The organism is Streptomyces sp. AM6-12 (assembly GCF_044327085.1).
Taxonomy (GTDB): domain Bacteria; phylum Actinomycetota; class Actinomycetes; order Streptomycetales; family Streptomycetaceae; genus Streptomyces.
The window spans coordinates 3614359-3632880 of the sequence record NZ_JBIQWN010000001.1; the positions used below are offsets into that span (position 1 = coordinate 3614359).

15 protein-coding genes are annotated in these 18522 nt (G+C 71.7%); 7 read left to right on the forward strand and 8 right to left on the reverse strand.

Annotated features, from left to right (window positions below):
* Positions 1-71 precede the first annotated feature (71 nt).
* Both ACE4Q9_RS16300 and ACE4Q9_RS16305 read left to right on the forward strand, forming a co-directional pair.
* On the forward strand, positions 72-422 hold the full coding sequence (locus ACE4Q9_RS16300; RefSeq protein ID WP_397984957.1) for a GntR family transcriptional regulator: 351 nt from the start codon (positions 72-74) through the stop codon (positions 420-422).
* A complete protein-coding gene (locus tag ACE4Q9_RS16305) occupies positions 419-1423 on the forward strand; it encodes a DUF1648 domain-containing protein (RefSeq protein WP_397984958.1) in 1005 nt (334 codons plus the stop codon). Before ACE4Q9_RS16300 ends, ACE4Q9_RS16305 begins: the two co-directional genes overlap by 4 nt.
* Positions 1424-1448: 25 nt before the next feature.
* On the opposite strand, the gene ACE4Q9_RS16310 is transcribed toward ACE4Q9_RS16305, so the two are convergent.
* Positions 1449-2219 carry a hypothetical protein gene (locus ACE4Q9_RS16310; protein WP_397984959.1) on the reverse strand — a complete coding sequence of 257 codons (771 nt, stop codon included), beginning with the start codon at positions 2217-2219 and terminating at the stop codon, positions 1449-1451.
* A 111-nt stretch (positions 2220-2330) separates the two neighbouring features.
* Positions 2331-3986 carry a murein biosynthesis integral membrane protein MurJ gene (gene murJ, locus ACE4Q9_RS16315; protein WP_397984960.1) on the reverse strand — a complete coding sequence of 552 codons (1656 nt, stop codon included), beginning with the start codon at positions 3984-3986 and terminating at the stop codon, positions 2331-2333.
* Between the two features lie 235 nt (positions 3987-4221).
* Here murJ and ACE4Q9_RS16320 point away from each other — a divergent pair, with 235 nt between their 5' ends.
* Positions 4222-5070 (forward strand): DUF5707 domain-containing protein, encoded by an 849-nt coding sequence (locus ACE4Q9_RS16320; protein ID WP_397984961.1) that lies wholly within the window; start codon positions 4222-4224, stop codon positions 5068-5070.
* Between the two features lie 79 nt (positions 5071-5149).
* Here ACE4Q9_RS16320 and ACE4Q9_RS16325 read toward each other — a convergent pair whose 3' ends face one another.
* The 3 genes from ACE4Q9_RS16325 to pdhA are packed head-to-tail and all read right to left on the reverse strand — an operon-like array spanning position 5150 to position 8791.
* Positions 5150-6556: a dihydrolipoamide acetyltransferase family protein gene (locus ACE4Q9_RS16325; protein ID WP_397984962.1), complete on the reverse strand. Its 1407-nt coding sequence runs from the start codon at positions 6554-6556 to the stop codon at positions 5150-5152.
* Between the two features lie 11 nt (positions 6557-6567).
* A complete protein-coding gene (locus ACE4Q9_RS16330; RefSeq protein ID WP_397984963.1) occupies positions 6568-7545 on the reverse strand; it encodes an alpha-ketoacid dehydrogenase subunit beta in 978 nt (325 codons plus the stop codon).
* A gap of 1 nt (position 7546) precedes the next feature.
* Positions 7547-8791 (reverse strand): pyruvate dehydrogenase (acetyl-transferring) E1 component subunit alpha, encoded by a 1245-nt coding sequence (pdhA, locus tag ACE4Q9_RS16335; protein ID WP_397984964.1) that lies wholly within the window; start codon positions 8789-8791, stop codon positions 7547-7549.
* A 545-nt stretch (positions 8792-9336) separates the two neighbouring features.
* On the opposite strand from pdhA, the gene ACE4Q9_RS16340 reads away from it, so the two are divergent.
* Positions 9337-10338 (forward strand): phosphotransferase, encoded by a 1002-nt coding sequence (locus ACE4Q9_RS16340; protein WP_397984965.1) that lies wholly within the window; start codon positions 9337-9339, stop codon positions 10336-10338.
* A gap of 56 nt (positions 10339-10394) precedes the next feature.
* On the opposite strand, the gene ACE4Q9_RS16345 is transcribed toward ACE4Q9_RS16340, so the two are convergent.
* Positions 10395-12086: a protein kinase gene (locus tag ACE4Q9_RS16345; protein WP_397984966.1), complete on the reverse strand. Its 1692-nt coding sequence runs from the start codon at positions 12084-12086 to the stop codon at positions 10395-10397.
* A gap of 344 nt (positions 12087-12430) precedes the next feature.
* Between ACE4Q9_RS16345 and ACE4Q9_RS16350 the strand changes: the two genes are divergently transcribed.
* Positions 12431-14068 carry a protein kinase gene (locus ACE4Q9_RS16350; RefSeq protein WP_397984967.1) on the forward strand — a complete coding sequence of 546 codons (1638 nt, stop codon included), beginning with the start codon at positions 12431-12433 and terminating at the stop codon, positions 14066-14068.
* 126 nt (positions 14069-14194) lie between these two features.
* Here ACE4Q9_RS16350 and ACE4Q9_RS16355 read toward each other — a convergent pair whose 3' ends face one another.
* A complete protein-coding gene (locus tag ACE4Q9_RS16355) occupies positions 14195-14740 on the reverse strand; it encodes a bacterial proteasome activator family protein (protein ID WP_397987238.1) in 546 nt (181 codons plus the stop codon).
* 181 nt (positions 14741-14921) lie between these two features.
* Here ACE4Q9_RS16355 and ACE4Q9_RS16360 point away from each other — a divergent pair, with 181 nt between their 5' ends.
* Entirely contained in the window at positions 14922-15626 is a 705-nt protein-coding gene (locus ACE4Q9_RS16360; RefSeq protein ID WP_397984968.1) for a hypothetical protein, read from the forward strand.
* A gap of 15 nt (positions 15627-15641) precedes the next feature.
* On the opposite strand, the gene ACE4Q9_RS16365 is transcribed toward ACE4Q9_RS16360, so the two are convergent.
* Entirely contained in the window at positions 15642-16622 is a 981-nt protein-coding gene (locus ACE4Q9_RS16365) for an NAD(P)H-quinone oxidoreductase (protein ID WP_397984969.1), read from the reverse strand.
* Positions 16623-17162: 540 nt separating this feature from the next.
* Between ACE4Q9_RS16365 and ACE4Q9_RS16370 the strand changes: the two genes are divergently transcribed.
* Positions 17163-18464, forward strand: coding sequence for a glycosyltransferase 87 family protein (locus ACE4Q9_RS16370; RefSeq protein ID WP_397984970.1), 1302 nt, complete (start codon positions 17163-17165; stop codon positions 18462-18464).
* The last annotated feature ends 58 nt before the right edge of the window (positions 18465-18522 follow it).

The following is an 18522-nucleotide window of genomic DNA, read 5'->3' on the forward strand; positions in this document are numbered from 1 at the left end:
GTGGAGCCCCGCAGCCGGTGGGCCCGGCGGGGTGCCGCGATGAAGTTAATGGTGCTAGATTCATTAGCACCATGTTGCTGCGTCTGGACACCACCGACACCCGCCCCCTGCACGAGCAGGTCGCGGCGGCGGTCCGGCGGGCCATCGCCGAGGGCGAATGCCGTGCGGGCGAGCGCCTGCCCTCGGCCCGCGATATCTCCGCCGCCCTGGACCTCAACGTCAACACCGTCCTGCGCGGCCTGCGCGAACTGCGCGACGAGGGCCTGCTGGAGTTCCGCCGGGGCCGGGGCATCACCGTCGCCGAGGGCGCCGCCGCCCCCCGCTCGGGCCTCCGGATCAAGGTGCGGGAGCTGGTGGCTGAGGCATCCCGGCTGGGATACAGCCGGACCGATCTCATCGACATGATCCGGGAGTCGTCATGACGGACGGGCACGACGGAGGACGCGGCCGGCGCCGTGCCGCGCGCTGCGCAGGCGTGGTCGCCACCGTGGCCGTAGCGGCGCTGATCGCCGGGCTCCCCTGGCTCCAGCGGGACCGGCTCCCCGACCGGCTCGCCACCCACTGGAGCGGTGGCACGGCACCCGACGGCTCGCTGCCGCTGTGGGCGGCCTGTCTGCTGCCGGCCGGGATCTGGCTGGTACTCGCCCTCGTCCTGAGCGTGCGCCGGCGCCGCTCCTGGTCCGGGTCCCGCTCCTGGCTGCCGATCGTCCTCGTACCCACGGGTGTCGTCCTCCTCGGCACCCAGTTGTCGGTCGTCCGGGCGAACCTCGACCGCGCCGACTGGCACCAGGCCCGCCAGCCGCTCTGGTGGATCGCCGTCACCCTGGCCCTCGCCGCGGCGGCCGGGGCGCTCGCCTGGCGGCTGGCCGTCCGGGCCACCGCCACCGTTGCCACGCCCGAGGCCGGGACCCCAGAGCTGGAGCTGGAGCGGGACGAGCGCCTGGTCTGGTTCTCCCGCACGGCCAACCCCTGGCTTCAGGCGCTGTCGGCGGTGGCCGGACTCGTCGCCGCCGGCGCGGCGCTGGGGCTTTTGCTGGGCCTGGCGCCCACCGCGACGCTCTGGCCGGTGTGTGCGGGCGGTACCGCCGTCGCTCTCGCGGGCGGCGTCTCCTGCTCGGTCCGGGCGAAGGTCTCCGAGGCGGGCCTGGAGGTCTCCTTCGGGCCCCTCGGCTGGCCCGTCCGCCGCTGGTCCCCGGACGCCCTCGAATCCGCCCGTGCCGAGCGGCGCCTGCCCTCCCAGGTCGGCGGCTGGGGTTACCGCCTCAGCGGCCTCGGCACCACGGTCATGCTCCGCGCCGGCGACTGTCTGGTCGTACGCCCTCGGGGCCGGCGTTCCGACTTCGCGGTGAGCGTGGACGACGCGGAACGGGGTGCGGCCCTGCTGAACGCCCTCCGCGCGCGCCGGACCGAGCCCGGCCGGTGAGTCGCGTTCCGGTGCGCTGGTCCTGCTACCGCGTCGGTATTCGGGACAGTTGGTCGTAGGTCTTGAAGGTGTACGACGCGTCGTACGTCATCAGGTTCCCTCCGGCCGCCGGCAGGCCCAGGCGGTGGTTGACGAGGGGGGTGAGCGGTCCGCAGTGCTCGGCGGCGGGGGCGGTGAAGGTGTCGTCGTAAGCCGAGAACTCGATCAGCGGCGGGTCCTGGGAGACCCACGTGGAGGGGCCCGAGCGCTTCATCCGGAAGTCGACGGGGGCGGTGGCGCCGATGGTGCAGCCGGGCGCGAGCAGGGGGTCGAGGAGCCGGAAGCGGAGGCTGAACGTGCCGGTGTAGGCGTCGGACCGGCCGCCGTACTCGGGCTGTATCGCGAGGCCCCGGACCCCGGGGACGGTCGCCGGCGTGCTGTGCATCGCGCCCCACACCTGCCCGTTGCCGCCGTCCGGCATGGGGCCCTCGGCGTGGGTCATGGTGATGGGGGCGAATCGCACCGTCACCTTGCCCATGGTCAACACCGTTGCCGCCGTGTGTACTTCGCATCTCCAGCGGCCGGGGTCCACTCCGCCGGGCAGCGGCGGGCAGTCGCGGAAGTCGGTCGCGGGAACAGGAGACGCGGCGGCCCTCGGCGCGGAGTAGGCGACGCCCGGCGCGCACACCGCCGCCGTACCGGCGAGGACAGCCGCACCCGCGAGGGCGGCGGCGCGACGTGCGTCGGACACGCGCCGCAGGAAGGGGAAGCGGCGGGCAGGACCCGGACCGGGCCCGGTGGCAGTGGATTTCGTCATGCCATCAGCGTGCCGCCCGCCACCGGGCGCTCACCATCCGTGACACCCCTGGCGAGACCCTGAACCATCCCTGACTTGCCGTCAGGGTCCGTGCGCGGACCGGATCAGGGATCAGCGCAGCCCCGGCAGCCGGCGGAGCTCGGGGATGCGCAGGGCGCGGGCCAGGGCCAGGAAGACCAGGGCCATGGCGAGGGTGCCCGCGACGACGGTGAGGGTCGTGGCGGCCGTACCGCCGTCGCCCGCCACGCGGGCGCACCCGCGCGCGGCCGCCCAGCCCGCCGCCGCCGCGCCCGCCCCCGCACCCAGCAAGCGCGTGTACGTCGAGCGCAGGGCCCCGTCGTCGAGCCTGCCGCCGGTGCGGCGGGCCAGCAGTCGGGCGGTGAGGGCGCATCCCACGAGGTAGGAGAGCGCGTAGGCGCCGGCCATGCCCGTCACCGCCCACCGCGCGGGCAGCAGCAGATGGCAGGCGGTGGCCAGCGCGATGTTCACCAGGCCGATCCACACGGCCATGTAGAAGGGCGTACGGGTGTCCCCGAAGGCGTAGAAGCCGCGGAGCAGCAAGTACTGCGCGGAGAACGGGATCAGCCCCGGTCCGAACGCCTGGAGCATGTGTCCGAGCGGCAGGGCGGAGGCCGCGTCGGCGGCGCCGTGGGCGAAAAGCAGCCGGGCGATGTCCGGGCCGAGCGCGGTGAACAGGAAGGCGGCCGGCACGATGACCACTCCGCTGATCCGCAGGGCGCGTGACAGGTCCGCGCGCAGGTCGGCGATCCGGCCCTCCGCCGCCGCCTTGCTCATGCGCGGCAACAGCGCCGTGACCAGGGAGACGGTGGCGATGGACTGGGGCAGCATCCAGATGGTCTGGGCGTAGCTGTACGCCGTGTACCCGACGCCGGACTTCGGCAGCGCCTGGTCGGCGGCGTTGGCGTAGTTGGTGACCACGGCGAGCGCCACCAGGTTGGCGAGCACGAACAGCAGCGTCCACTTGGCCGCGTGCACCCCGGAGCCGAGGCCGGTACCGCGCCAGTCGAAGCGCGGCCGGAACCGGAAACCCGCGGCGCGCGCGAAGGGGATCAACGCGAGGGCCTGTACGGCGAGCCCGGCGGTGGTACCGATGCCGAGCCAGCGCACCTGGGCGTCGGTGACCTCGGCGACGGTCCGGGGGACGGTCATGAGGCCGAGATAGCCCGCGAACATGCCGATCAGCACGATGTTGTTGAGCACCGGCGTCCACATCATCGCGCCGAACTTCTCACGTGCGTTGAGCACTTGGCCGTAGATGGCGGCGAGGCCGTAGAAGAAGATCTGCGGGAGGAGGAACCGGGCGAAGGTGACCGTCAGTCGATATGCCTGGTGCCGCCCCGGACTGTCCCGCATGTACAGGCCGACGATGTCCGGCGCCGCCCACACCGCGAGCGCCGTCCCGACGGCCAGCACGCTGACGACCAGCGTCACGAGCCGCTGCTCGTAGGCCCGTCCGCCGTCGGCGTGCGTGGCCCGCGCCCGCACCAACTGCGGAACCAGCACCGCGTTGAGCGCCCCTCCGACGATCAGCGTGTACAGGCTGGTCGGCACTGTGTTGGCCGTGTTGTACGTGCTCGCCAGCAGTGCGGTGCCGAGCGCGGCGGCCTGCAACACGTTCCGTACCAGCCCCGTGGCGCGGGAGACCACGGTCCCCACGGCCATCATGAGCGACGATCGCGCGAGGCCGCCCTGGCCCGCCGTCCTTTTCCTCGCATGCCGAGCCCGGCTCCGCTCCCCCGTGATCACGGCCTCAAACTACGGCAGGCGTATTTTTGCCGCCCGGTCCACCGGCGAACTCCGGCCACGTCCCGAAGCGGTGTTGACGTGATGGCCACGTCCGGTTCAGAAAAAGTCGGTGAGGCGTACAACCGTTCGTAGGTGTCACGTGTCTTTCTTGCGAGCCAACAGGCTCACTACATCGTTCAGAGCCCGCATACCCCCCATGCGTCCTGCGCGCGGCTCTCTCCAGTGGGGAAAACAGATGCGTATTCGTGCCAGCCTGGCCGCCGCGACGGTGTCCGGCGCCGTGGCGCTCACCGCGCTTCTCGCTCCCGCCGCGCAGGCGGCGGACAGCCCGAAGATCCCGCAGGGCTTCACCTCGAAGCCGTCCGTCGGACGCAACGCGCCGGCCGACGAGACCAACGGCGACATCACCATCACCAAGGTCACCGACAACGCCAACCAGGACGTCGTCGTCGGCGTCGGCAAGAAGACCTTCAACATCTACGTCACGGCCACCGACCCGTCCGGGATTTCCACCGCGGACGCCATCCTGTGGCACGGCGACAGCCTGGACCAGGGCGGCTTCGACGGCGCGCTCTACACGGACAACGCCGCCACGTGCGACCACTGGAGCGCCACGTCCGCCACCTGCAAGATCACCATCACGGCCACGGCGGGCACCGACCTCTACGACAGCGCCCTGAACGGCCGGTGGAACGTGGCCGTCTACGCCGAGGCCAACAACGGCGACTACGTCGAGAAGGACTTCTACAAGAACCGCTGGGTCAAGCGCGCCGCCAGCTTCAGCGGTTTCAACGCCGCTCCGGAGCCCGTCACCAAGGGCAGGACCATCACGGTCAGCGGCACCCTGAACCGCGCCAGCTGGTCGTACCTGAAGTACTACGGCTACGGCAGCCAGTCCGTCCAGCTCCAGTTCAAGCCGGCGAACAGCAGCACCTACAGCACGGTGAAGACGATCAAGAGCTCGTCCACCGGCTACCTGAAGACCACCGTCACCGCTTCGGTGGACGGCACCTGGCGCTTCCACTACGCCGGTAACAGCACCTCCTCCGTCGCGGACGCCTACGACTACGTCGACGTGCGCTGACCCTTCGCCGGAGACGGCGGCATGACCGAGGCCCTGTGGATCGCTCCACAGGGCCTCCGGGTTCAGGCGCGAGGGTCGGTCACGCCCAGGTGATCAGCCGCTTCGGCTGCTCCAGGATCGCGGCCACGTCGGCCAGCACCTTGGAGCCGAGCTCGCCGTCGACCAGGCGGTGGTCGAAGCTCAGGGCGAGGGTGGTCACCTGGCGCGGCTTGACCTTGCCCTTGTGGACCCACGGCTGGAGCTTGATCGCACCGACGGCGAGGATCGCCGACTCGCCCGGATTGATGATCGGCGTGCCGGTGTCGACGCCGAAGACGCCGACATTGGTGATCGTCACCGTGCCGCCCTGCATGGCGGACGGGGAGGTCTTGCCCTCGCGCGCGGTGGACACCAGCTCGCCGAGCGCGTCGGCCAGTTGCGGCAGCGTCTTGGCCTGCGCGTCCTTGATGTTCGGGACGATCAGGCCGCGCGGGGTGGCCGCCGCGATGCCCAGGTTGACGTAGTGCTTGAGCACGATCTCCTGGTTAGCCTCGTCCCAGGACGCGTTGATGTCCGGGTTGCGCTTGATGGCGACCAGCAGGGCCTTGGCGATCAGCAGCAGCGGGTTGACCCGCCGACCCTGCATCTCCTTGTCCTGCTTCAGCTCCTCGACCAGCTTCATGGTGCGGGTCACGTCCACCGTCACGAACTCCGTGACATGCGGGGCCGTGAACGCCGAGCCGACCATCGCCGCCGCGGTCGCCTTGCGCACGCCCTTGACGGGAACGCGGGTCTCCCGGGCGCCGTCGTACGTGGTCACGGGAGCGGGAGCCGCCGGGGCCGCCGCTTGCGCGGGCGCGGCGGCGGGGGTGGCCGGGGGCGCGGCCGCCGCGTGGACGTCCTCGCGCGTGATGATCCCGTCCGGGCCGGACGGGGTGATCGCGGCCAGGTCGACGCCGAGGTCCTTGGCCAGCTTGCGCACCGGGGGCTTGGCCAGCGGGCGGGGGCTGCCCGCCGCCGGGGCGTGGCCGTTCAGCTCGGGCTCGGCGGCCGGGGCCGGGACGGTGACCTCGGGGCCCTTGCGGGGGCGGCGCCTGGTGGCGGAGGTCGCCACGCCGTAGCCCACCAGGACCGGCTGCCGGGCCGCGGGCTTCGCTTCCCCGGCCGGGGCCTCCGGATCCGGGGCCGGAGCCTGCGGTGCCGCGGGCGCCGCCTCGGGCTGTGCGGGGGCCGGAGCCGGGGCCCCGCCCGCCACCTGCACCGCGATGATCGCCGTTCCCACGTCGACCGTGGTCCCCTCGGGGAACCGCAGCTCGCGGACCACGCCGTCGTAGGGGATGGGCAGTTCGACGGCCGCCTTGGCGGTCTCGACCTCGCACACCACCTGGCCGTCGGTGACCGTGTCGCCCGGCTGGACGTACCACTTGAGGATCTCGGCCTCGGTCAGGCCCTCGCCCACGTCGGGCATCTTGAACTCGCGTACGGACGCGTCCGTCATCGTCGTCACGACCCTCTCCCTCAGTACGCCAGCGAGCGGTCGACGGCGTCGAGCACGCGGTCCAGGTCCGGCAGGTACTCCTCCTCCAGGCGGGCCGGCGGGTACGGGGCGTGGTAGCCGCCGACCCGGAGCACCGGGGCCTCTAGGTGGTAGAAGCAGCGCTCGGTGATCCGGGCGGCGATCTCCGCGCCGGAGCCGAAGAACACCGGCGCCTCGTGGACGACCACCAGGCGGCGGGTCTTCTCGACCGAGGCCTGGATGGCGTCGAAGTCGAGGGGGGAGACCGAGCGCAGGTCCAGGACCTCCAGGCTCTTGCCCTCCTCGGCGGCCGCGGCGGCGACCTCCTGGCACAGCTTCACCATCGGACCGTAGGCCGCGAGGGTCAGGTCGGTGCCCTCGCGGACCACCTGGGCCTTGTGCAGCGGGGCGGGGATCGCCTCGACGTCCACCTCGGCCTTGTCCCAGTAGCGGCGCTTGGGCTCGAAGTAGATCACCGGGTCGTCGCTCTGGATGGCCTGCTGCATCATCCAGTAGGCGTCCGACGCGTTCGACGGGCTGACCACCTTCAGGCCGGCGACGTGCGCGAACAGGGCCTCGGGGGACTCGGAGTGGTGCTCGACCGCACCGATGCCGCCGCCGTAGGGGATGCGCACGACGACCGGCATCTTGACCTTGCCGAGCGAGCGCGCGTGCATCTTGGCGAGCTGGGTGACGATCTGGTCGTAGGCCGGGAAGACGAAGCCGTCGAACTGGATCTCCACCACCGGCCGGTAGCCGCGCAGGGCCAGGCCGATCGCGGTGCCGACGATGCCGGACTCGGCGAGCGGGGTGTCGATGACCCGGCTGTCGCCGAAGTCCTTCTGGAGGCCGTCCGTGACGCGGAAGACGCCACCGAGCTTGCCGACGTCCTCGCCCATGACCAGGACCTTGGGGTCGGCCTCCAGGGCGCGGCGCAGCGACTCGTTGATGGCCTTGGCCATCGCCATCTTCTCGGCCATCTCAGTGACCCCCTTCTGCGTCCGCGAACGACGCCTGGTAGGCGGCGAACTGGGCCCGCTCCTCGTCGACGAGCGCGTGCCCGTCCGCGTACACGTTCTCGAAGATGGCGAAGTGGCCCGGGTCGGGCATGGCGCGGACCGCTTCGCGCACTCGCTTGCCCAACGCCTCGGACTCGGCCTCGAGTTCCTCGAAGAATCCCTCGTCCGCGTGGTTTGACGCCTCCAGGTGGCGGCGGAGGCGCAGGATCGGGTCCTTGGCCTCCCATGCCTGGCGCTCCTCGTCGCCCCGGTAGCGGCTGGGGTCGTCGGAGGTGGTGTGGGCGCCCATGCGGTAGGTGAACGCCTCGACCAGGGTCGGACCCTCGCCGTTGCGGGCGCGCTCCAGGGCCCACCGGGTGACCGCGAGGCAGGCCAGCACGTCGTTGCCGTCCACGCGCACGCCCGGGAAGCCGTAGCCCTGGGCGCGCTGGTAGAGCGGCACCCGTGTCTGCTTCTCGGTCGGCTCGGAGATCGCCCACTGGTTGTTCTGGCAGAAGAACACCACGGGCGCGTTGTAGACCGCGGAGAAGGTGAACGACTCGGCCACGTCGCCCTGGCTGGAGGCGCCGTCGCCGAAGTAGGCGATGACCGCCGAGTCCGCGCCGTCCTTGGCCACGCCCATCGCGTAACCGGTGGCGTGCAGCGTCTGGGAGCCGATGACGATCGTGTACAGGTGGAAGTTGTTGCCGTTGGGGTCCCAGCCGCCGTTGTTCACGCCGCGGAACATGCCGAGCAGGTTGGTCGGGTCCACGCCGCGGCACCAGGCGACGCCGTGCTCGCGGTAGGTCGGGAAGACGTAGTCGTCCTCGCGGGTGGCCCGGCCGGAGCCGATCTGGGCGGCCTCCTGGCCCAGCAGGGACGCCCACAGGCCCAGCTCGCCCTGGCGCTGGAGGGCGGTGGCCTCGGCGTCGAAGCGACGGGTGAGCACCATGTCGCGGTAGAGACCGCGCAGGTCTTCGGGGGTGATGCCGGCGACGTAGGAGTCGTACTCGGCGTTCTTGACCCGCTTGCCCTCCGGCGTCAGAAGCTGCACGAGCGCGGGCTCGGTGCCCTTCTTCGCGCCGGCGCGCGGGGCCCGGGTCGTGCTGGTGGTGCGCTTGGTGCCGGTGGCTCCGGACTTGGTCCCGGCCGCGCCGGTCTTGCTGCCGGTCGTGCCGGCCTTGCCTGCGGCGCTGCGCTTGCGCGCGGCACTGCTGTCCACGGTCACGTGTGCTCCTCCGTCGTTCCGGCCCCCGGGGTTGCCGGTAGGCCAGTGCGGCTCACCTGTTTCGACCACGGGGCACGGGGTGGGTGCCACTCGGCCGGGAACAGGCGTGACAGGTGCCCCGGCGAGCGCCCTGCGACCATTACGTTACCCAGTGCTCCACATTTCTGTGAAACCCCACTTGACCTGCGATTTTGCTTGGATTTCCAAGTAAATCGAGGTGACCCGGAAGCGCGCTGGTCACAGCCTTGTGGCAAGGCCGGAGCACCCGAACGTTATCCCGGTCACCCAGGCGACGGGAAGGGTTCTCCGAGGGAAGACCGGCCTTCGCGTTCTTTCGCGGGAGGGAAACTCCGAAACCTCGGAAAGGCCGCACGGCCGACGCGGACAAGGCGAATGTCCACCGTTCGACCCGGTTCACCCTGTGACCAATTGCGACCGGCGACGACTGACTGTGAAAGGCCCAGCTCACGGGGCGTTTTTCGTGCCTTAGCATCTGCGGCGTGCCGCGCCCTTGTGTACCACCCCCCACCACCCACGCGCCCCCTGTGAGCGCCCTGCTCCGCCTGTACGACGCCGCCGGAGCGCCCCTTGCCTGCGAACCGGTGGACCAGGGGCTCCTCAACCACGGCTACCGGCTGTGCACCACGCGCGGCCGGTATTTCCTCAAGCACCACTTCGACCCCGACACCGCCGACCCGGCCGCCATCGAGCGCCGGCACCGGGCCACCCTGCGCCTGGCCGCCCTCGGCGTCCCGGTCGCCGTGCCGCTCGCGCACCGTGAGGGCCGTACCGTCGCCGTCGTCGGCGGCCACGCCTACGCCCTGCACCCCTGGATCGACGGCGGACACCGCCACGGCGGCCAGCTCACCCGCTCGGAGAGCGCGCGCCTCGGAGCGCTGCTGGGCGCCGTGCACGCCTGTCTGGAGCGCGTGATGCCGCCCAAGGGACGCACCCGCCCGGCCGCCGGCCCGCATCCCGTGGAGAGCGCCGACCCGGCCGACACGTTCACGCTCATCGACCAGCTGCTCCTGCGGGTGCGCCGGCACCGCCCGGCCGACGCCTTCGACGCGCTGGCCCGGCACCGGCTGCGGGAACGGAGGCTGCTGCTGGAGCGGCACGCGGACCGGCGCCCGCCGCCCGGCGGCCCGGTCGGCTGGGTGCACGGCGACTTCCACCCGTTCAACCTGCTCTACAAGGACGGCGCTCCGGCGGCCATCGTGGACTGGGACCGGCTCGGCGTGCAGCCCCGCGCCGAGGAGGCCGTACGCGCCGCCGCGATCTTCTTCGTGCGCCCCGCGGGCGCCCTGGACTTACCGAAGGTGCGGGCGTACGCACGCGCGTACCGGCGCGCGGCCGATGTCACGCCCGCCGAGCTGGCGGCGGCCGTGCGCCGGGTGTGGTGGGAGCGCCTGAACGACTTCTGGATGCTGCGCTGGCACTACGAGCGCGGTGACACCCGCGCGGACTGCCAGTTCCCGGCCGCCTCGGCGCTCGTGGTGTGGTGGACACAGGAGTACGACGCGGTGTGCGACGCGTTCACCCGGTGAGCGGGCGGATGTGCGGGTTTACCGGGTTCTCGCCGGCAAAAGGCGGCGGCCACCCGTCACCCGGTGGGCAGTCCCGCCGTCCCGCCGGACGCCGCGTTGCCGTCGGTGGTGGAGCCACCGGTGTTGCCCGCGTCCGTGCCGCCGTCTCCCGTGGTGCCGGTGCCGCCGTTCGTGCCACCGCCACCCGTGGTACCGGTTCCGGTGCCGCCGTTCGTGCCACCGCCACCCGTGGTATTGGTGCCGCCGTCCGTGCCGTCACCGGTCGTGTCGCCACCGGTCGTCGTGTCCGTGGACTGCGACGACGAGGGCTGCGGCCCCGTCGACCGGTCGGTGGCACCGGTGGACGGCGGAGGCGAGTACGACGGCGGCCACTGGGACCCGGAACCGGTGCTCGATCCGTCGCCGGTCGAGGTGTCCGTGGACGGCCCGGTGTTCTCGTCGCTCGGGCTCGAACTGGCGGAGTCGTCGTCGGTGCTCTTGGTGTGCGTGGCCGGCGGCTTGGTGTCGGTACCGGCGCCGCCGCCACCCGCCGCGCCCTTCAGCGCCAGCGCCACGCCCGCCGCGATGGCGATGACCGCGAGCACGGCGAGGATCCACAGCTTGCCGCGGCCGCTGCCCTTGTTGCCGTGCCCCTCGAAGCCGCCGTCGTCGCCGTGGCCGTAGCCCTGCGGCAGCAGCGGCTGCGGGATCTGCGTGGTGCCGGAGCCGGCCATCGGATGCGCCATGGCGGTCGTGCTCGCGAAGCCGCCCGCGGGGGTGTGCCGGCCGTCGGGCGCCGCCACCGGGCCGGTGTTCCAGGTGCCGGTGTGGCCGCCCTGGTCGTACAGCATCTGGAGGCCGTACTGGACCAGGCCGCGCATCTCCTCCGCCGTCTGGAACCGGTCGTCCGGCTCCTTGGCGAGCGAGCGCATGACCAGGCCGTCCAGCTCCGGCGGGCAGGACTCGAGGACCTGGGACGGCGCGATCGGCGTGTCCTGGACGTGCTGGTAGACCACGGACAGCGGGGTCTCGCCGGTGAAGGGAGGCCGCAGCGCGAGCAGTTCGTACAGCAGGCAGCCGGTCGCGTACAGGTCGGAGCGGTGGTCGACGGCCTTGCCGAGCGCCTGCTCCGGGGAGAGGTACTGGGGCGTGCCCATGACCATGCCGGTCTGGGTCATCGTGGACTGCGCGCCGTGCAGGGCGCGGGCGATGCCGAAGTCCATCACCTTGACGGCGCCGCTGTCGGTGATGATCACGTTCGCCGGCTTGATGTCGCGGTGCACGATGCCGTGCTGGTGCGAGTAGGCGAGCGCCTCCAGGACGCCGGAGACGATGATCAGCGCCTGCTCGGGGCCGGGCGCCTCCGCGTTCATCAGCAGATCGCGGATGGTGCGGCCCTCGACCAGCTCCATCACGATGTACGGCACCGACTGGCCGCCCACGACGTCCTCGCCGGAGTCGTACACGGCGACGATCGCATGATGGTTGAGCCCGGCGACCGACTGTGCCTCACGCGTGAAACGCGCCTTGGAGACGGGGTCCTCGGCCAGGTCGGCACGGAGCAGCTTGACCGCGACCGTACGGCCCAGACGGACGTCCTCGGCCGCGAAGACCTCGGCCATGCCGCCCCGGCCGAGGCGGTGCGTGAGCCGGTAGCGGCCGTCGCCGACCAGCCCTGAGTTGCCCCAGTTCTCCGGTCCGTCCGACATGCCGCCGCCGCCAGACGCCTCCGGGTCGGACGGGCCCTGGGCGCGCTGCGTCTGTGCCATCAGTCCTCGCCGTCGTTTCTGCCCGCGGTGCGCGCGGTGTTGTCACGGTCTCCGTCGGCCACGCTACAGCCTCCGTGGGGGCCACCGGTTCGGAACCGGAACCGGGACCGACTCTGCGCCGGACCGGCCATGAAACCCTCAGCACGGGCCGTCGTGCAAATTCTGTGTGCTGGTCGCGCGCCCCCTGTAACGCTTGCGCGACGCTTCCTGCCCGTACGGTCACGGAACGGGCACCGAGCTTGACGTGTCAGTGCCCTCGGGCAGACTTGGCCGGGAATGACACATTCGATCAAGGCCTGTGCGACGCGTCAGGGTGCCGGACGGCCGATGGGGGACGCGGAGAGATGAGCCAGGACGGCACACACGGCCGGTATGCGGGGCAGGGTCTGGCCGGTGGCCGCTACCAGCTGCGCGACTTGCTCGGCGAGGGCGGCATGGCCTCGGTGCACCTCGCGTACGACGCCGTGCTGGACCGCCAGGTCGCGATCAAGACACTCCACACCGAGCTGGGCCGGGAGCAGGCCTTCCGCGAGCGCTTCCGCCGCGAGGCCCAGGCCGTGGCGAAGCTCACGCACACCAACATCGTCTCCGTCTTCGACACCGGCGAGGACGACCTGGGCGGCCTGGCGACGCCGTACATCGTCATGGAGTACGTCGAGGGCCGCCCGCTGGGCTCGGTCCTCGAAGAGGACATACGGCAGTACGGCGCCATGCCCGCCGACAAGGCGCTGAAGGTCACCGCGGACGTGCTGGCGGCGCTGGACATCAGCCATGAGATGGGTCTGGTCCACCGCGACATCAAGCCCGGCAACGTGATGGTGACCAAGCGCGGTGTGGTCAAGGTCATGGACTTCGGCATCGCGCGCGCCATGCAGTCCGGCGTGACGTCGATGACGCAGACCGGCATGGTCGTCGGCACCCCGCAGTACCTCTCGCCCGAGCAGGCCCTCGGCCGCGGGGTGGACGCCCGCTCCGACCTGTACTCGGTCGGCATCATGCTGTTCCAGCTGGTGACCGGCCGGCTGCCGTTCGACGCGGACTCCCCGCTGGCGATCGCGTACGCGCATGTGCAGGAGGAGCCGGTGGCTCCGTCCTCCATCAACCGCTCGCTGCCCCCGGCGGTGGACGCGCTGGTCGCCCGCGCGCTGCGGAAGAACCCGAACGAGCGCTTCCCGAGCGCCGACTCCATGCGCGAGGAATGCCTGCGGGTCGCCGCCTCCCTCCAGGCGGCCGCGCCGAGCATCGCGCCGGACGCCGGTCCGCGGCAGAGCGGCGCGGGCGTCGGCTCCGCGGTGTTCCCGCCGGTCGACCAGGCCCGGCAGACGCCCCCCGGACCGGTGCAGACGCCGTACCAGCCGGGACCGTACGGCCCCCAGACCCCGGCGCCGGCCACGCCCGCGTCGTCCTACGGCTATCCGCAGCAGGCGGGCTACCAGACGCCCCCGGTGGGCTACGGGCCGGGAACGCCGCCGCCGTACGCGCAGCCGCAGCAGACAGCCGTGCAGGGGTCCGGCTCGCGCGGCGGCAAGGGCAGCAAGGCCGTGATCACCGGGGCGATCGGGGTGTCGCTCGTCGCCGTCGTCGGCCTGGTCGTCGCACTGACCATGAACAGCGGCGGCGGCGATGACAACGCGGGTGGAGGCGGCGGCGCCAGCACCTCGGCGTCGCCCCCCCACCAGGCGGGTTACCGGGGCCCGGACACCAGCAGGGTGATCGACAAGACCAAGTGCACGGAGCCGGAGGAGTCCTACGACGACCCCCACAAGATCCAGCTCCCCGATTTCCGCTACAAGGACATCAACTCCGTGAAGGCCTGCTTCCAGGCCGCCGGCTGGACCCTCCAGGTCAAGAAGGTGGACGACAACACCTGGGGCGACGGGACCGTCCTCGACCAGTTCCCGTCCGAGGGCACGGATGTGAACGCGAAGGATCCGGGCACCATCGAGCTGAGCGTGTCGACGGGCAATCCGCCGCAGCAGTGACGCGCGCATGAGAAGGGGCCCGGCGGTGACCGACCGCCGGGCCCCTTCCCCGTGTCCGCGATCTACAGGTACACGGGCCTCCAGGTGCGCGTACCTATAGGTGCACGCACCTACAGGTACGCGGACTTACAGGTACGGGCCGCCCGAATGGCCGCCCGCGTGCTGGTCGTCGCCCTCGGGGCCCGACACGCCCGGCGGGAGCGCCCGGCGCATCTGCTCCAGCTGGGCGCGCGCGGCCATCTGCTGGGCGAACAGCGTGGTCTGGATCCCGTGGAAGAGACCCTCCAGCCAGCCCACCAGCTGTGCCTGCGCGATCCGCAGTTCGGCGTCGCTCGGGGTGACGTCGTCGGTGAACGGCAGGGACAGCCGCTCCAGTTCCTCGACCAGCTCCGGCGCCAGGCCGTCCTCCAGCTCCTTCACCGAGCTGGCGTGGATCTCCCTCAGCCGGACCCTGCTGGCCTCGTCGAGGGGAGCGGCGCGCACCTCCTCCAGGAGCTGCTTGATCATGCTGCCGATCCGCATGACCTTGGCGGGCTGCTCGACCTGCTCGGTGACCGGAATCTCGCGGGATTCGTCGTCCCCGCCGCCTTTGCCGCCGAGCGCCAGCCCGTCCTGGCCCACGACGAGGATCTGGGGATTCTCCGGCGATCGTTCGTTCCTCGGCATCTCCATGCCGTCATTCTCTCGCATCCGCCCACCTCACCACCGTGGCGCCCCCCGCTGGGGCGGAACCGTCGTTTAGACCCGTCGGCCCAATCCGGAATGCCCCGAGAGTCCGGCGATGTGAGGCTGTTCGCGTCGGTTCATCATCGATCACGCCCTCACGCCAGGCGGGCTCCGGGAGGTCACCGACGTGACTCCAAGGCTGCGACTCACCCACCGCTGTCTGCGGCTGCTGTTCGTGCTGACGGCGGCCCTGCCCGCCTGTGGCACGACCGCCGCGTACGCCGCCGAGGCCGGCCCCCCGCGCTCCCCCGCCGCGGGCCGCCCCGCCGTCGCCACGCCCACGGCCTCCCCCTCCGGTCACCCGGGCGGCTCGGGCGGCGCCGGAGGTGCTCCGGCGGCCGGGAACACCTCCGGCTCCGGCCACTTCGGACACGATCACCAGGACCGCCCGGCGGGCGGCCACGACGGCGCCGACCCGCAGCACCCGGCACCGGCGCCCCGGCCCTCGGGCTCCGCCTCCGCCCCGTACGACGCGCCGTCCGGCGAGCCGTCCCGCGCGGGGAGCGGGGCCGGGGAGGGGAAGCTGCGTCCGGGGCGGCACGACGGCCCCTGGGCGCAGGTGGAGGGCGACGAGGACGCCGTCCCCGGCTCTGCCGCCGCACAGCCGGCGGAGCCGGAGACCGCGGAGACCCCGACGGCCTCACACCCGCCCCAGGATGCGGGACTCGATCCCACGGGGACACCGGGCAACTCGGCCGGGCAGAATGCCGCCCGGCCGAGCGAGGACGCGAGCGAACCGACCCTGCGGATCCTGCCGCTCGGCAGCGGGCTCGTCCTCATCGGCCTGGGCCTGGGCCTGGCCTTCCTGGCGCTCCGGCTGCGCAGGAGCTGAGGCCCCGGCGCGGTCCTACGGGGCCACCAGCAGCACCTTGCCGATGTGACCGCTCTCCTCCAGCACCCGGTGCGCGTCGGCGGCCCGCGACATGGGCAGCTCACGGTCCACCACCGGGCGCACCTGCCCCCCGGCGAGCAGCGGCCAGACGTGTTCGCGCACCGCGGCGACGATGGCCGTCTTCTCCTCCACGGGCCGTGCCCGCAGCGAGGTGGCGGTGACGGCGGCCCGCTTGGCCAGCAGCGCGCCGATGTTCAGCTCGCCCTTGGCGCCGCCCTGGAGTCCGATGATCGCCAGGCGCCCGTTTACCGCCAGGGTCTGCACATTGCGGTCGAGGTACTTGGCGCCCATGTTGTCGAGGATGACGTCGGCGCCCGCGCCGCCGGTGGCCTCCTTGACCTCGGCGACGAAGTCCTGCTCCCGGTAATTGATCAGGATGTCCGCGCCGAGTTCGGCGCACCGCTCCAGCTTCTCCTTGCTCCCGGCGGTCACCGCGACCTTGGCACCGACGGCCTTGGCCAGCTGGACCGCCATGGTGCCGATGCCGCTGGACCCGCCATGCACCAGCAGGGTCTCGCCCGGCCGCAGATGGGAGATCATGAACACGTTGGACCAGACCGTGCAGGCCACCTCGGGCAGCGCGGCGGCCTGTACGAGGTCGACGCCCTCCGGCACCGGCAGCAGCTGTCCGGCCGGTACGACGACCTTCTGGGCGTAGCCGCCGCCCGCGAGCAGCGCGCACACCTCGTCGCCGACGACCCAGCCGGACACTCCGGTGCCGATCGCGGCGATCCGGCCGGAGCACTCCAGGCCGGGGTAGGGGGAGGCGCCGGGCGGCGGGTTGTAGAAACCCTGCCGTTGCAGGACGTCGGCACGGTTGACGGCGCTGGCCACCACCTCGACCAGCACCTCGCCCTCGCCGGGCACCGGATCGGGAACCTCGTCCCACACCAGCGCCTCGGGACCACCAGGTTCGGGAATCGTGATCGCATGCATGTGCGCGACGCTACTCCCCCTGACAGGCCGGGCGATTCGCGGCGCTCGACGGTTCCCCTCAGTCTCCGGGCAGTCGGCGGGGATGCGGCGTGCTCTGGCTGCCGGGGCTGACAAGCCGACGACGACGGTGTGATCGCGCAAGACGGACCTCCAGCGTTTCCTCGAAAGTACCCCAACGCCATGGACAAGGGCCTTGCACAACGCACCGGTCACGCGTTGGTCATCCGCTGGCCTTGTTTCCTCTCTGACCATTGGGCTCGCTGTCGTACAGAAGGCCACGGACACCAGCCCGGCGGGGCGCGGCGACGCCGAGAGTTTCAGGATCGCCGAGTTGGGGCGTCGTCCGGTCCGAGGTCGGCCGTTATCGGTCTCCTGGTGCCCCGGTTCGATATGCCAGCTGGAGCGGGCCGTCCGGCCGGTGAACTCTTGCTTGCGCACGGGCCGTTGCAAGGCACACGACTACCCCGGATCCGGCACGTGTCAATGGCGGCGCCATGCGGTCGGCACCGGCGTCTGGATACCGCGAAAGCGCGGTGCCTGATGACAACTGCGGTTCACGCACAGGAGTCAGGCTCCACAGCCACCACCGGCAAGCTGCCGCGCACCGGACGGCGTTGGGACTGGCCGCTGTTGATGGTCTGCGCCGTGTCCGCCCTCGCGGTGGGCCTGCTGTCACCCACCGGCACCACGCAGGAGGCATGGGGCCTGGCCGCCGCGTTGGGGTACGGCTGCTCGGCACTGGTCGCAGCGAGGTCGTTCGCGCCGTGGGCACCGGCTCCCGCCGTGGTCGCGGTCGTCGGTGGGGTCGTCGCGCCCCTGCTGTACCTGACCGTGATCAGCAAGGAACAGATGGAGGTCGGCGTCGTGGAGCGGGCGGCCGACTTACTGTTCGCCTCCGGTAGCCCGTACCACCCCACACCGCACGCGGTGCGGGACTTCAATCCCTACCTTCCCGGCATGGCGGTCTTCGGTATACCGCACATGCTGTGCGGCGGCCTTCCGTTCTCCAGCGCCCGGTTGTGGTTCCTCGTCGGCTTCCTCGCAGCCGTGGCGGGCGCGCTACGGATGCTCACCAACGGCCTGGGCGCGGGCGCCACCCGGATCAGCACTCCGCAGGGAGTCACAGCCAGGACAGGCGTGTTGTGGCTGATCGCCTGTCCCGTTGTCGCGCTGCCGCTCACCTTCGGTGGTGTGGACCCACCGGTCATCGGATTGACATGCCTGGCCCTGGCCTTCACGCAGCGGGGCGATGCCGGACGTGCCGGGCTGGCTCTGGGCGCGGCGGCCGCGCTGAAGTGGACCGCCTGGCCAGCCATCCCGGTGCTCCTCGCCGTGCTGGCGGTGCGCGGAGGGTGGCGTGCTGCGGTCAAAAGTGCGGCGGGGGCAGTGGGAATCGCCCTGTTCACCGTCCTGCCGGTGGCCTTGGTGGACAGTGGCGCCTTCTACCGCAATGTCGTCCTCTACCCGTTGGGGCTCGGCCCCACGGCATCGTCCGCACAGAGCCCCTTGCTGGGACATCTGATCGCTGTACTGGTCCCCCACGGCAAAACCCTCACGATGGGCCTCATCGCGCTGAGCGCGATGGCTGTGGGTCTCTCGCTCCTGATCCGCCCACCACGGACCGCCGTGGCCGGCGCCGACAGGCTGGCACTCGGACTGGTCCTCGCGATCGTGCTGTCTCCCGCCACCCGCGTCGGCTACGCCATCTATCCGATCGTCCTGCTGGCTTGGCCCCGCTTCACCGCTGCTCTGTCGGCTGGTGCGCTGCTTGGACGGCAGCCGGGTCCCGGCTCCCGGACCATTGCGGCCGGATCGCTGCTGTCTGGTTCGAGGAAATCATGAACCGCCTCAGCTCCGTCCCTCACCATGACAGAGCCAGGGACCGCTGGGCGTAAAGGTC

Bases quoted from the DNA above. Each gene is read 5' to 3' on its own strand.
- ACE4Q9_RS16320 (WP_397984961.1), top strand. From the start codon at position 4,222: ATGCGTATTCGTGCCAGCCTGGCCGCCGCGACGGTGTCCGGCGCCGTG.
- ACE4Q9_RS16365 (WP_397984969.1), bottom strand. From the start codon at position 16,622: ATGCATGCGATCACGATTCCCGAACCTGGTGGTCCCGAGGCGCTGGTG.
- ACE4Q9_RS16350 (WP_397984967.1), top strand. From the start codon at position 12,431: ATGAGCCAGGACGGCACACACGGCCGGTATGCGGGGCAGGGTCTGGCC.
- ACE4Q9_RS16345 (WP_397984966.1), bottom strand. From the start codon at position 12,086: ATGGCACAGACGCAGCGCGCCCAGGGCCCGTCCGACCCGGAGGCGTCT.
- ACE4Q9_RS16310 (WP_397984959.1), bottom strand. From the start codon at position 2,219: ATGACGAAATCCACTGCCACCGGGCCCGGTCCGGGTCCTGCCCGCCGC.
- ACE4Q9_RS16300 (WP_397984957.1), top strand. From the start codon at position 72: ATGTTGCTGCGTCTGGACACCACCGACACCCGCCCCCTGCACGAGCAG.
- ACE4Q9_RS16305 (WP_397984958.1), top strand. From the start codon at position 419: ATGACGGACGGGCACGACGGAGGACGCGGCCGGCGCCGTGCCGCGCGC.
- ACE4Q9_RS16370 (WP_397984970.1), top strand. From the start codon at position 17,163: ATGACAACTGCGGTTCACGCACAGGAGTCAGGCTCCACAGCCACCACC.
- ACE4Q9_RS16355 (WP_397987238.1), bottom strand. From the start codon at position 14,740: ATGGAGATGCCGAGGAACGAACGATCGCCGGAGAATCCCCAGATCCTC.
- ACE4Q9_RS16330 (WP_397984963.1), bottom strand. From the start codon at position 7,545: ATGGCCGAGAAGATGGCGATGGCCAAGGCCATCAACGAGTCGCTGCGC.